The organism is Mycobacterium colombiense (assembly GCF_001672755.1).
Classification (GTDB): Bacteria; Actinomycetota; Actinomycetes; order Mycobacteriales; family Mycobacteriaceae; genus Mycobacterium; species Mycobacterium colombiense_C.
Genome location: NZ_LZKI01000131.1, coordinates 1 through 12,861, shown reverse-complemented (window position 1 = coordinate 12,861; position 12,861 = coordinate 1). Strand labels below are relative to the sequence as shown.

The window sequence follows — 12,861 nt, the reverse complement described above, 5'->3', positions numbered from 1 at the left end:
TCGGGGCACAAGCCGTTGTCGCATAACGTAATTCGGCTGCGTGCGGCGGATGATGGGCTGAATGATGGCGGTCATCCGCTGGGAGTAAGCGCGCCCCGCAGGTAATCGCATTGGCTTTCGAAGAACCGCGTCGATATCGGCGCCTTCTCCGCGATCTGATCGAACGCGTGAAACGCGCCCGGGACGATCTCCTCGTGCACCGGCACGCCTGCCTCGCGCAGGCGTCGCGCGTACTCGAGGCTCTCCTGATAGAAGAGGTCCAGGGTTCCGACTCCGATCCAGGCGGGCGGAAGACCCGATAAGTCTTTCCGGCGAGCCGGTGCCGCCTCTTCGGGATCGGCCCCGTTGAGGTACCACTGCCAGGCCAGTTGATTGTCGGATTCGGTCCACATGATGCGCCTGGGGCCGTCGCGCTTGGCGCCGGTGCGATCGTCGAGCATCGGATAGACCAGCATTTGGAAAGCGATTCGGACGTCGTCGCGGTCAAGCGCCCGCTGGGCGACCGCGGCCGCGAAATGCCCACCGGCACTGGCGCCGCCGATGGCGACCCGGTCCGGGTCCACCCACGGCTGGCGGGCCAGCCACAGCAGGGCGGCATAACAGTCCTCGACCGGTATCGGGTAGGGGTGTTCGGGTGCCAACCGGTGTTCTACCGCCGCAATCGCGAACCCGGTGCGGTGAGACAGCTTGCGCAGGTACTTATCGTCCTGGGCCGCGTGCCCCATGAGGGTCCCGCCACCGTGGATCCACAGCAGCGCGGGTGCGTGATCGGGAAGGCCGGCCGGGCGATGCAGACGGACGGTGACGTGCGCGTTGACGGTGGCGACGGGCACGTTGCGGAGGCGTCCCGCATTGCCCATCAAGTTCATGACGGCACGCTGAAACTTCATACCGCGGTACAGGGCATAGCCGCGCGGCACGAATCGCGCGACCTTGCGAAGGCCGGGGTCCAGAACTTGTGGGGACGTGAAGGCGTTGTCGGGGAGCCTGTTTGCCATCGAAAAGCCCCTGTTCCCTTGCGCCGGCAGACATCGCTGACCATACAGGAACGGGCTTAGTGTCCAGGGGCAGTTATTGCGACTCGTTCGCGTCATCGATCAGTGCGCGCACCACGTGACCGAACATGGTCTGTTTGATCGCCCCCAGCGTGCCCGGATCCTTGCCGTGCAGCGGTCGCAGCATGTCGACGGCGGTATCGGTGACCGCGTCCTCGGGGCAGACGGCGTCGACGATGCCGAATTCTTCCGCGTCGGGGCCGCTGAAACGTCGGCCGGTGGTCATCGAAGCGACGGCGGCGCGGGGCGCGAGTTTGGATTGGATCAGCGCGGCCATGCCGGGGTTGAACGGGATGCGGATGTCTACCTCGGGAAAACAGAAGTACCCGCGGTCGGCGCGCATCACGCGAAAGTCGTGCGCGACGGCCAGCATCGCGCCGGCACCGAACGCGTGACCCACCACCGCGGCCGCGGTGGGTATCGGCAGGGTCAGCATGCGTGCGAGCAGTTGGTGCACCCGGGCGATGTACCACTGCCCCTGGTCGGTGTGAGCGCCCAGCCATTCCAGATCCAGGCCGTTGGAGTAGAACTTTCCGCCGGCGCTTGTGATCAGTCCCTGGGCGCCGTCGGAGACGGCTTGGTTGAGCGCATCATCGATGTCATCCAGAAAGGTAGGGGAGAAACGGTTCTCGTCCTCGCCTAAGCGGACGATGGCGATTTTGTCCGCGTAGTCCAATGTCAGTGTCATGTGTTACCTCCTGAGTTGCGCTGGTAGTCAGAATGATTCGTCAGCCGCGCCGCTGTCGGGGTGGGGGCCCTACCGTCAGCACGGCGCGTACGGCCGCGTGCAGTTGCGTGCGCGCGGTGACACTCCCTAGCCGGTCGCGACGCAGTAGTAGCGCGGTGGGCAGGTCGACGACACAGCTCGTTATCGCGTCCACCGCCGCCGCGTCTTTGCGGTCCCAGACTGCGATGGCAAGCCGCACCATCAACGCGACGAGAAGCTTGTCGAGACGGCGCAGCTCCTCGGCAACGTCGTCGGGAACGTCGTCGGCGAGCACTTCCTCGCGGCGTACGCGCAGCACGAGGGCCGATGAGCCGGGATACTGCTGGGCGAACACCACCGCCGCGTCGGCGGCGGCGACCACGGCCTCGAGGGGACCGCCACCACCTGTCATCGCTTCGTCGGCCAACGCAGTCTGCACCGCCAAAAAGCGCTGACCGGCCCGCAGCCAAGCCTGGCCCATCAGGCCGCCACGCGACGTAAACGTGTGATAGACAGCGCCGTTGGACATACCCACCGCCGCGCTGATTGCCCGGATGGTCACCGCGGTCGGGCCTGACCGCGCCACCAGGTCCTCGACGGCGTCGAGCACAACGTCGCGATCGTGAACACGCGGGCGTGGCATGCGGCCACTATAACAGAGCGAGCGCTCTGTTACTCTCCACCGGCCGCTGAGGCGTTCGAGACCGCGGTTAACATCGGATGTCCGGATGTCGATGGGGAGGGCAAGGGTTTGGCTGCGATACCCGTCATCGCGCTCACCGGCCATCTCGGAGCCGGCAAGACGACGCTGCTCAACCACCTGCTGCGGCATCCTGGCACACGAATCGGTGTGGTGGTCAACGACTTCGGCGATATCAACATCGACGCCGGTCTGGTGGCCGGCCAGGTCGACGAGCCGGCCTCGATTGCCGGAGGATGCATCTGTTGCCTGCCCGACGACGGTGGGCTCGATGAAGCGCTGATCAAGCTCGCCGACCCGGCCCGGTGCCTCGATGCCATCGTCGTCGAGGCCAGCGGCCTGGCCGACCCGGTGGCGATCGCGCGGATCATCGGCTTCAGTGAGATCCGCGGCGTCCGGACGGGCGGGCTTGTCGACGTCGTCGATGCCGTGAACCACTTCGACACCGTGGACTGCGGCGCACTGCCACCGATGCGCTACGGTGCGGCTTCGCTGATCGTGGTCAACAAGCTCGACCAGATTCCTGAGGATGAGCGGTCGGCGGTGGTCGGACGCGTCACGCAACGGGCGGCACAACGCAATCCGCGCGTACATGTCGTCGGCACAATGGCTGGGCGGATTGACCCGGGACTCCTCTTCGACGCGTCCGCCGCGCCCCGAGAGGTTGGGCAGCTCTCGTTTCTGGATCTGGAGCCCGAGCACGACCATGACCACGTCCATGCCGATGCCGTCACCGTCAGCAGCGCGGGCTGCGTCGACCCCGATGCCCTGTTCGATCTCCTCGAAGATCCACCGTCGCAGGTGTTCAGGATGAAAGGCATTGTGGCGGTGCGCCACCGCGCGACCGTGCGCGACTACGTCGTCAACCTGGTCGGTAGCGCGGTCGACATCGGGAAGGCACCCCCGGGGTCCGTCGCGAATTGTCTGGTGGCGATCGGGATGCACCTCGACACCGACGCCGTCCGTGCGCGACTCGACGACGCGCTGCAGCCGGCGTCCGGGGCGGCGTCCGCGCAGGCCTTGCGGCGGTTACAGAGGTACCGGCGACTCGGCGCGTGACACGCGGTCCGGCAAAATACGTCGTGATGTCATCTTCGTTGGGCGACGTGCTCGCCACCTTGGAGCTCGAGAGGATCGACCAGTGGGTCTTCGTCGGGCGGCAACTACCTGCACCCGCCAACCACATTCTGGGCGGCCATATCTCCGCTCAGGCTTTGCTGGCGGCAAGCCACACCGCGCCGGGTCGCATCCCGCACAGCGTCCACACGTACTTCCTGAGGTCCGGCGATTCGCGCCGGCCGGTGGACTTCGAGGTCGTCGACCTCCAAGAAGGCCGGACGTTTTCGGCGCGACGGGTCACCGCGCGCCAGGACGGCAAGATTCTGATGGAGGCGATGTCGTCGTTCAAGGTCGCCGATTCCGCGCCCAGGCAGGTCGTCTATCAACCACCCATGCCAGAGGCGTCCAGCCCGGAATCCCTGCCGTGGGTCGCGCCGCATCTGGCCGAGTCCGACGAGAGCGCTTCGGGGCGGTGGTCGAGCCTGCGCTGGTTCGAGCGCCGGATCATCGACACCGAGGTCGCGCCACCCGCCCGGGCGCCGATGTGGTGGCGACCCGACGGCGAGGTTCCCGATGATCCGGCGCTCACCGCCAGCCTGGTGGCCTACCTGTCGGCTGTGACGCTGACCGAGCCGGCATACGCCGCACGCGGTGGTGTCGGGGCGTCGGCTCAGCGCGATCATTCGGTGTGGTTCCACGCGCCGGCCACGCTGTCGGACTGGCTGCTCTACGACCGGTCGTCGTCGAGCAGCGCTGGTTCCCTGGCGCTGGCGAGCGGGACGATGTTCAACCGCAGCGGCGACCTGGTCTGCACGGTCAAGCAGGAGATGTACTTCCCGCCGGACACCGACTGAGACTCCGGCCCGGTGGTCTCATCGGGCTAGGCGGGCAAGCATCGGCAGTCCTCAAAAGCCCTGTCCTGCAGACATATTCGTCACAGTGACGTATTGTCGGCGACGGGCGGGAGGGGAGCCGGGGGCGCGCGGGCCGGTTTCGGGCTTGCTGCGGGCTGCCCCCCTCGCGTCGTCGTCGCCGCGTCGACCGGCGCTCGTGGGTGCCGGTGTTCGGCGCCGAGTGTGACGAACGTCAACCGGGGACAGTGACGTAGGTCATAGCTTGACCGGAGTCAGTTAGGGAATCCTGACCGTTCGTTTGCATATCTATTCAATGGCTGGGAGCGCGATGGCCGACCTCGATTTTGCCTATGACCTGACCCTCGACGAGGCGCGTAGGCGCAGCGCGATGTTCGAAGCAATGGGTGACGACTGGGACCCGATCGCTGCGCTGAGCGAGGAAGACCAGGCGTACGACATGCTGTATTCGAATCTGGATGAGCACCAGCAGCGGGTCTACGACGAGTTGGTCAGCGCCGGCGTTCTGCCCGACCGGATGGCTGCTCGTGCTACCGATTGATCCGACCGCCGATCGTGGCCGCCGCGCATGGCTGCCTTGCCCGCGCTGCGATCACAATGCCAGGTGTGGTGATTGCCGAAGCAGCCGCAACTGCGATACGCACTGGCAGTATCTTCTGAGCAACAAGGGCACCCTGGTGCATCTGCAGTGCTCGGATTGCGGCCATCTCTGGTCGACCGATACGCACCGCCGCACGCGTCCCAGATCGTGGGGGCACAAGGCGAACTGATGCCGGTCTACGCCGCAACCCGATAACCCTGCGCTGCAACGATATTCGTCACGGTGACGTATTGAAGGCGATGGGCGGGGAGCAGGGGACGGGGCGCCCGGGCGGTGCCGTGGGCAAAACCCTGGATCACGGTACATTGCGTTGACGGCGCCTCGCTTCGGATGCGACCTCGATATGCCGGGCGTGCCCGACGCCGCCGGCGCTGCGCATCGTTGAGCGGCCACCCGCAATGCCTCCAGGTGTCATCTCGAAAGCGCCTGCACTGCAGAGCGATTCGTCACAGTGACGTATTAATCCCTGTGCAGCCCGGAAGGCGGAAGGGGTAAGCGGCCGCCATGCGTTGGGCGGTGCTCGAGTTCATCGCCTGCTCGAGTTCATCGCCGCCATTGGCCGCACCGGTCCCGGCGCACCGGTCGATGACTCGTATCCGCACGGCCAGCAGGCGAGTCCGCACGTTGGTGTGGGCCACCGCGTAAAACGGCAGGTCACCGCCCGGAACGGCGCAACCTCGGCGTTTTCGATTGCCGATAAGCAACATTATGTCAAGTTAAATACTTCATTTTCACCTATGCAACTGCCGCAACTGGATCCCCTGCTCCTTAAGGGAGATCACGCCAATATCAAGTGCGCTGCGCTGGCCGCACCGCAATCGGCAAGTAGAGGAACTTCAGCGGGACAAGACACTCTTGGACTGCTTCGAACCGCCGATACATACGCATAAAGCGGCTGGCGAAGCTGCGTCGGGCTAACCCATTGTCAAGATTGCGCCCGCGGCGATGCCAATCACCGTCACAAGGGCCACCAAAATCACCGTGATCGCCGCGCGCACGATCTCTTCTTCCGTGAGCCTCGGGCGCGGGTTCAATTCGACGCGATCGGTGTCCCCTAGGCAGCCATTTGCGTTGAGTTTTGCGACCGCCAAAAAGAGATCGTCATGCCCGTCGGTTCCGACTGGGTCGTGCGCGGCGATTGCGGTCGTCATATCAGCCCCCGGGCTTTCGGCTTTCTCGTATATCCGAAGATACGAGGCCGAGATCACGATTGCGGTAACGATCCTTAACGGTCACAGCACACAGTCGATCAGTCGTGTATTGCCTCGTACCTCAGCAGGACCGTGCCGCCCGGAAAGGTGCGGTTTTCCACAAGTCGCAGCGAGGTCCATGACGGCAGTGTTGGGAAGAACGGGGTGCCGCCGCCGACGACGATGGGCGCGACCACGATCCGGTACTCGTCCACCAGTCCGGCCTGCACGATCGGTGCGGCCAGCGTCGCGCCGGCCACCTCCAAGCTGCCGTCGGTTTCGGCTTTCAGCTTCGTCACCACCTCGACCGGGTCGCCGCGTTCCAGACGGGAGTTCCAGTCGACGGACTTACACGTGTGCGAGAAGACGACCTTGGGCATCTCGCGCCAGATGTGGGCGAAGTCGACAATCACCGGGGTGGCGTCCGGGGCCTCGTCGGCGGTCGGCCAGTACGCGGACATCAGTTCGTAGAGCCGACGACCGTAGAACGACAGGGCGGTCTCGCGCTCGAGGTCATTCCAGTACTGGTGCAGTTCCTCGCTCGGATCAGCCCAGTCGATACTGCCTTGTGCGTCGGCGATGTACCCGTCCACCGACACGTTGAAGCCATAGATGAGTTTGCCCATGAAGGTAAGACTGCACCGGAGAGCGAGACTCATCGCGACACCAACAGTTTTCAGATGCCGAGGCTAAAGCCTTGTGCTTGGTCATGGTCGGCTCTGGTGGGGGCCACCCATTCCCCGACGAGACGACGCCATCGTCGCGCACACTAGGACGCGCATCCGACGCTTGGAGGACCGATACCGGAATGAGCACGCTCACCGAATTCGACTTCATCATTGTGGGAGCAGGCAGCGCAGGCTGCCTGCTCGCAAATCGGCTCAGCGTCAATCCCGATCGCCGTGTGCTTCTCATTGAGGCCGGCGGCAAAGACGACTGGTTCTGGATCAAGGTGCCGGTGGGCTATCTGTACACAATGGCCAACCCTCGTACCGATTGGGGTTTCACCACCGAGGCCGACCCAGGTCTGGCCGGCCGCAGCATTCTCTACGCGCGGGGCCGCGTGATCGGCGGCTGCTCGTCGATCAACGCGATGATCCACATGCGCGGACAGGCCAGCGACTACGACCTGTGGGCGCGGGCCACCGGCGACGACCGATGGCTTTGGGGCGGTTCGGACTCCCCAGGCGAGACGCTGGCGATCTACAAAAAGCTGGAAAACTACTACGGCGGCGCCGACGACTGGCATGGCGCCGGTGGTGAGATCCGCGTCGAGCGGCCGCGCGTGAGTTGGAAGATCTTGGACGCCTGGCAGGCCGCCGCTGCCCAGGTGGGCATCGCGCCCATCGAGGAGTTCAACCGGGGCGACAACGCCGGCAGTGCGTACTTTCATGTCAACCAACGGCGTGGCCGTCGCTGGTCGATGGCTGATGCCTTCCTACACCCTGTCGCCCACCGACCCAATCTCACCGTCTACACACAGACGCAGGCATTGCGGCTTCTGATGGACGACCAGGTCCACGATGATCAGCGTCGCGGTGCCTGGACCACGGCGCAGCAACGCGTCACCGGCGTGCGGCTGCTCAAAGGTGATCAAATCATCGACGTCCGAGCCCGCCGGGAGGTGATCCTGAGCGCCGGAGCCATCGGCTCTCCGCACCTGATGCAAGTTTCGGGTCTGGGCCCGGCCGGTCTGCTCGCCCAGCATCAGGTGCCGGTGGCCGTCGATCTGCCAGGAGTGGGCGAAAACCTCCAGGACCACCTGCAGCTTCGAACGGTCTACCGGATCCGGGGCGCCCCTACCGTCAACACGCTGTACCGGAACTGGATCACCCGCGCGGGCATGGGACTTCAGTACCTGCTGTTGCGGTCGGGGCCCATGACCATGCCGCCTTCCACCCTGGGAGCTTTCGCGAAGAGCGACCCCGCGCTGAGCAGTCCCGATATGGAGTGGCACGTCCAGCCCCTGTCTTTGCCGAAGTTCAGCGAACCCCTGCACCCCTTCGGAGCCATCACTCCCTCGGTCTGCAATCTGCGACCCAGTTCGCGTGGCCATGTGCGCATGGCCGACGCAGACCCACTGACCCACCCCAAGATTTCCTGCAATTACCTGTCGACTGACGCCGATCGTCAAACCGCGGTGATTGGCCTCCGGATGACCCGGCAGATCATGGCGGCGCCGGCTCTCGCCCGCTACCGCCCGCAAGAGTTGCTTCCCGGCCCACAACTGGTGAGCGACGACGAGCTGCAGCATGCCGCTGGTGAACTCGGTACCACGATTTTCCACCCGGTGGGCACCTGCGCGATGGGAGCCTTCGACGCACGCGGCCGGCCGCGGTCGGCCGCCACGGTGCTCGACACCGACTGTCGCGTGTATCGCGTCGCCGGCCTTCGTGTGGTCGATGCTTCGGCGATGCCCACCATCACTTCCGGCAACACCAACGCGCCGACCATGCTCATCGCCGAGCGCGCAGCGCGGGCGATCGTGGGACAACCCGGTTAACCGCGAGACATCAATCTGCTTGCACGGCGGGTTGTTTCGTACGCGGCTGCCGAGGTCATAGCCGAACGGTCACCACTCGGTATCTATTTGGGAATGCAACCGCGTTTCAGCTGGCGCAGGTCTATCGGTAACAACAGTCACATCGTTAACATCGCGCGATGCATAGTTTGCGCCCGCCGGCCAGCGAAGTGCGACTGCGCACGGTTCCCCGGCGCGACGTGCTGCGCTACGCCGCCGCGTTGGCCGGCCTGGGCGCCGCATCGATAGCCTGCGGCATGCCCACGGCGGCTGCCGCCGCTCCCCCTCAGCTCATCGACTTCGCTGCCCGCCAGATCCCCGCGCAGCAGATCCGCGCTGCCGGCTATAGCGGCGTAGTCAACTACGTTTCGATGTCACGTCCTGGCTCGTCGTTTGGCGCCAAGCCGATCACTCGGTCCTACGCCGACTCGCTGATAGCCGCGGGCTTGGCGATCGTCAGCAACTACCAATACGGCAAGCCGGGTGGGTCGGCACCGTCAGACTTCACGCGGGGCTACGCGGGCGGCGTCGCAGACGCGCGCACCGCCTGGAGTTTGCACACTGCGGCAGGCGGCTCCCAGCGTGCACCGATTTTCTTCACCATCGACGAGGACATCAATCGCGACACCTGGAATCACACCGCGCTGCCGTGGTTTCGCGGAATCAACTCGGTTCTTGGGGTTCAGCGCACTGGGGTCTACGGAGGCGTCAGGGTGTGCCAGTGGGCCGCGGCCGACGGCGTTATCGGGTCTTCGAGCACACCTGGCCGCCGGTGGGCCTGGCAAACTCGAGCCTGGTCCGGTGATCAGGTCCACCCCGCCGCCGTTCTCTACCAGCGCGTCGTGAGCACCGCGTCCAATCCCGGGCCGAAGGTCGGCGGACTCGAAGTGGACGTCAACGACGTCCTGGCCCCCGACTGCGGCCAGTGGAACCTCAATGCGGGTCGCCCAACGGGCGATGTGCGATAGGTGTTGCTGTCACTTCCGGCAACATCAACGCGCTGGTCATGCTCATCGCAGCGTGCGCAGCGCAAGCGATCGCGGAATAAGTCGATCAGCAGGGACATCAAACATGTTGCAGAACAACATGTTTCGTACCCATGAACGCAGGGTGTCGGTCTACGGCCCGGCGCGACGGCGGCCAGGCCGACGTCTGCCGCGCGGCGGTACGCGATCGTTCTCATGGGTTTCCTTTCGCGCGGTTACAAAAGGCGAGCCAAGCCGCCGGCGGGCGCTATTCAGCAAACATCAGGTTTGAAATTCCGGGCTTTGGATAGACCTCAATTCAGCTGCCGCTCCTGGATAGCCGGCACATTCACGAAGGGAGCCCGACGTGGCGTTCTCACACATTGCATCGAAAACAATGGCAGCAACAGCTGTATTGGCGGCGGCCGGAATCCTCGCGGCGACGCCGGCGTTCGCCGATCCGCAGGTGCTGCAATTCGGCCAGATGGCAGAGCTTTCCAGTAACGGTGGCACTATCGACTACACCGTGAGCAACCTGCAGCCCAGCGGCCACAACGACGGTATTTGGTATTCCGACGTCACGGCCAAAGGCGTGAGCGGTAATGCGACTCCGAACATTGCCGACTTCAACGCTCGGGCCGTCAACAGCTCCACTTTCGCGGTGATGAAAGGCAACCAGACCGACGGCCTTCCTGAGGGGCCACTCCCCTTGGGCAACCCTGTTACGGGACGCATTTACTTTGACGTTCGCAACGGTACGAACCCCGACAGTGTCGTCTACCGGGATGCCGGAGGCACGGACAAGGTCGTCTGGAAAAGCTAGCAACTCGCCCCGCCAGTAAGCAGTCGTGCACTCGGTTGGGCACCGCATAGTGCGCAGCGCCCAAACTTGTCATACCCGGCTGCAATGCTGATTTCATGTCCCCGACTGCGACTGCAGCAAGCGTCGAAGTGCGCCCCAACGAACGTCTCGAGGTGCTCTTCGACGAACTGGCCGAGTTGACCGGTCAGCGCAACGCGATCGATGGACGCATCGTCGAGATCGTCGCGGAAATTGAGCGCGACGAGCTCTGCGGTGCCACCGGGGCACGGTCCGTCGCGGCGCTGGTGGCCTGGAAGACCGGCTGTTCGCCGAGCAACGCCGACACGATCGCGACCGTGGCGCGCCGGCTCGACTCGTTTCCCCGGTGCGCCCAGGGCATGCGGGAGGGCCGGTTCTCGGTGGACCAGGTTGGCGTGATCGCGCAGCGAGCGGGCGATGGATCCGACGAGCACTATGCGGAGCTGGCCAGGAACGCGACGGTCAGCCAACTGCGCACCGCGGTCAAGTTGGAGCCGCGGACGGAACCCGGTCCTCGGCCCGAACCGCAGCCGACGATGACGAAGACCGCCAATGCCGAGTTTGCCTGCTGGCGAATCACACTCCCCCACGTCGACTCGGCGAAGTTCGACGCGGCGCTGCAGTCTCACCATGATGCGCTGATCACCGAGTGGAAAGGCTACTCCGACGTCCGCGACCAGGCGTCAGGCCCAAAACCCCCAATGCCGACGAACATCGATGCGTTCCTACGGCTGGTCGAGGCCGGATGGGACACGGAAGTGGAACGTCGTCCCCACGGGCATCGCACCACGGTGGTAGTGCATCTGGATATCAAGGAGCGGGTCGCCTCCCTGCATTTGGGCCCGCTGCTCACGAGCTCCGAACGGCGGTACCTGACGTGCGACGCCACCTGTGAAGCGTGGTTCGAACGCGACGGCGACGTGATCGGCTCCGGTCGGTCTACCCGCATGATCAGCCGCCGGCTCCGCCGCGCGCTCGAGCATCGGCACCCCACGTGCGCTGTTCCGGGTTGCGGAGCCACCCGCGGTCTGCACGCGCATCACATACGGCACTGGGAAGACGGCGGCCCTACTGAGCTGGACAACCTCGTGCTGGTTTGCCCCTATCACCATCGTCAGCACCACCGAGGTGCCATCACCATCACCGGACCGGCTAGGCGCCTCGTCGTGACCGACAGCGTCGGGCACGAACTCCGCCCAGGATCGCTGGCCCGTGTGCCGAAGAGCCCACCGCCCGCAGTCGCACCCTGTCTCGGCCCGACCGGCGAGCGGGCCGACTGGTGGTGGTATGAACCGTTCCAACCTCAACCGCCACCGACGACGAACTAGGCTCCGTCTACAGCCCGGACGGTACGACCTTGCCGTTTACCGTTACCTCGACCTGGCCGGTCGTCGGGTTGAACTCGATCTTGCCGTGTTCGAAGTTCGACACTTGCAGATCGCCGACGGCGGTCACATCACTGGTCGGGAGGCCCAGCGGACCTGCCGAACCGTTCGTGCCGGTGACCGCAGGCACGCCGTCCGGGTCGCGTGGGATGTTCCATGCCTCCCGGATCTTGCCCAGGGTGATGTATGCGGGCGTGCCGGCCTGGTCGTTCTTGGCGGTGATCGCGCCGCCCTGGAACTGCTGGAATACCACCCCGCTATCCCGTGTCCCCGCGTTGCGGTCGCCGGTCAGCGGCTTGCCGAGTGCCTTCTTCTGATCATCGGTTGCCGACAAGTACTTAGCGGCGATCGGGCCGGTCAGAGTCACCTCGACGTCCCTGTCCCCGGTTAGCTTGACCTCGGTGGGCTGCGCTGGGGGTTTGGACGTGGAGGTGGCGTTCGCAGCGACCTGAGGCGATGTCGATGTCGATGCCGACGCGTCGACGCCCTTGCCATTGCTGCAGCCCACAGTGATCAGTGCGACGGCGGCCAGGCCGGCGACTGTCGCATGGCGGTATGCGATCGTTCTCAAGGGCTTCCTCCCGCGTCTTCCCGTGGTGTCGTAGTTCCGAACGAACTTACGCCGCGGTCATAGACGGCGGGCCAGATCACCCCGCGCGCAGTCCCCCGGCAAAGCTTCCGCCATGGAAGCCGTCGAGCCTTAGGGCGCAGTCGCCTCTAGGAGCACGGATACTGCCCGTTGAGCACACAATTCGCCGGTGGCGAGTAGGAACCGCTCAGCACGCGTGGAATAGCACTGTCACCCAATCCGGGACTCACTACGTACTCACCCCTGCGAATTGGAATCGCGTCATACCGCCCGGTGGTTCGGCCACAGGTGGCCTAAGAGGCGTGCTGAGCGGTTCCTACTCGCCACCGGCGAATTGTGTGCTCAACGGGCAGTATCCGTGCTCCTAGAGGCGACTG

Annotated in this window: 14 protein-coding genes and 1 pseudogene; 8 read left to right on the top strand and 7 right to left on the bottom strand. The window is 65.0% G+C overall.

What is annotated here, in order from left to right; translation table 11 throughout:
- Positions 1 to 71: 71 nt before the first annotated feature.
- The 3 genes from A5708_RS17635 to A5708_RS17625 form a co-directional block, all read right to left on the bottom strand.
- Positions 72 to 998, bottom strand: coding sequence for an alpha/beta hydrolase (locus A5708_RS17635; RefSeq protein WP_065029862.1), 927 nt, complete (start codon positions 996 to 998; stop codon positions 72 to 74).
- A 73-nt stretch (positions 999 to 1,071) separates the two neighbouring features.
- Complete coding sequence (locus A5708_RS17630; RefSeq protein ID WP_065029861.1) at positions 1,072 to 1,743, bottom strand: enoyl-CoA hydratase-related protein; 672 nt, start codon at positions 1,741 to 1,743, stop codon at positions 1,072 to 1,074.
- 40 nt (positions 1,744 to 1,783) lie between these two features.
- The gene (locus A5708_RS17625) at positions 1,784 to 2,404 is read right to left on the bottom strand and encodes a TetR/AcrR family transcriptional regulator (protein ID WP_065029860.1); all 621 of its coding nucleotides are present in this window, start codon (positions 2,402 to 2,404) and stop codon (positions 1,784 to 1,786) included.
- A gap of 108 nt (positions 2,405 to 2,512) precedes the next feature.
- Between A5708_RS17625 and A5708_RS17620 the strand changes: the two genes are divergently transcribed.
- The 3 genes from A5708_RS17620 to A5708_RS17610 all read left to right on the top strand — a co-directional run bounded on the left by A5708_RS17620 (position 2,513) and on the right by A5708_RS17610 (position 4,933).
- Positions 2,513 to 3,520, top strand: a complete 1,008-nt coding sequence (locus tag A5708_RS17620; protein ID WP_065029859.1) for a CobW family GTP-binding protein — start codon at positions 2,513 to 2,515, stop codon at positions 3,518 to 3,520.
- 26 nt (positions 3,521 to 3,546) lie between these two features.
- Positions 3,547 to 4,374, top strand: coding sequence for an acyl-CoA thioesterase (locus A5708_RS17615; protein WP_065029910.1), 828 nt, complete (start codon positions 3,547 to 3,549; stop codon positions 4,372 to 4,374).
- A 328-nt stretch (positions 4,375 to 4,702) separates the two neighbouring features.
- On the top strand, positions 4,703 to 4,933 hold the full coding sequence (locus tag A5708_RS17610; protein ID WP_231117944.1) for a DUF6400 family protein: 231 nt from the start codon (positions 4,703 to 4,705) through the stop codon (positions 4,931 to 4,933).
- Between the two features lie 506 nt (positions 4,934 to 5,439).
- Here the strand turns inward: A5708_RS17610 and A5708_RS17605 are convergent.
- The 3 genes from A5708_RS17605 to A5708_RS17595 form a co-directional block, all read right to left on the bottom strand.
- Entirely contained in the window at positions 5,440 to 5,700 is a 261-nt protein-coding gene (locus A5708_RS17605) for a hypothetical protein (protein WP_065029857.1), read from the bottom strand.
- A 207-nt stretch (positions 5,701 to 5,907) separates the two neighbouring features.
- Positions 5,908 to 6,144: a hypothetical protein gene (locus A5708_RS17600; protein ID WP_065029856.1), complete on the bottom strand. Its 237-nt coding sequence runs from the start codon at positions 6,142 to 6,144 to the stop codon at positions 5,908 to 5,910.
- Positions 6,145 to 6,242: 98 nt separating this feature from the next.
- Complete coding sequence (locus tag A5708_RS17595; protein WP_065029855.1) at positions 6,243 to 6,809, bottom strand: dihydrofolate reductase family protein; 567 nt, start codon at positions 6,807 to 6,809, stop codon at positions 6,243 to 6,245.
- 182 nt (positions 6,810 to 6,991) lie between these two features.
- Between A5708_RS17595 and A5708_RS17590 the strand changes: the two genes are divergently transcribed.
- From A5708_RS17590 to A5708_RS17575, 4 genes are all read left to right on the top strand, one after another.
- Complete coding sequence (locus A5708_RS17590) at positions 6,992 to 8,686, top strand: GMC family oxidoreductase (RefSeq protein WP_065029854.1); 1,695 nt, start codon at positions 6,992 to 6,994, stop codon at positions 8,684 to 8,686.
- Positions 8,687 to 8,844: 158 nt separating this feature from the next.
- On the top strand, positions 8,845 to 9,672 hold the full coding sequence (locus A5708_RS17585) for a DUF1906 domain-containing protein (RefSeq protein WP_065029853.1): 828 nt from the start codon (positions 8,845 to 8,847) through the stop codon (positions 9,670 to 9,672).
- A gap of 364 nt (positions 9,673 to 10,036) precedes the next feature.
- A complete protein-coding gene (locus tag A5708_RS17580; protein ID WP_065029852.1) occupies positions 10,037 to 10,492 on the top strand; it encodes an MPT63 family protein in 456 nt (151 codons plus the stop codon).
- Positions 10,493 to 10,587: 95 nt separating this feature from the next.
- On the top strand, positions 10,588 to 11,838 hold the full coding sequence (locus tag A5708_RS17575; RefSeq protein WP_065029851.1) for an HNH endonuclease signature motif containing protein: 1,251 nt from the start codon (positions 10,588 to 10,590) through the stop codon (positions 11,836 to 11,838).
- A 7-nt stretch (positions 11,839 to 11,845) separates the two neighbouring features.
- Here the strand turns inward: A5708_RS17575 and A5708_RS17570 are convergent, their stop codons facing one another.
- Entirely contained in the window at positions 11,846 to 12,466 is a 621-nt protein-coding gene (locus A5708_RS17570; RefSeq protein WP_065029850.1) for an LGFP repeat-containing protein, read from the bottom strand.
- Between the two features lie 209 nt (positions 12,467 to 12,675).
- On the opposite strand from A5708_RS17570, the pseudogene A5708_RS26910 reads away from it, so the two are divergent.
- Positions 12,676 to 12,852 (top strand): annotated as a pseudogene (locus A5708_RS26910) (cellulose binding domain-containing protein); the annotation flags it as partial.
- Positions 12,853 to 12,861 lie beyond the last annotated feature (9 nt).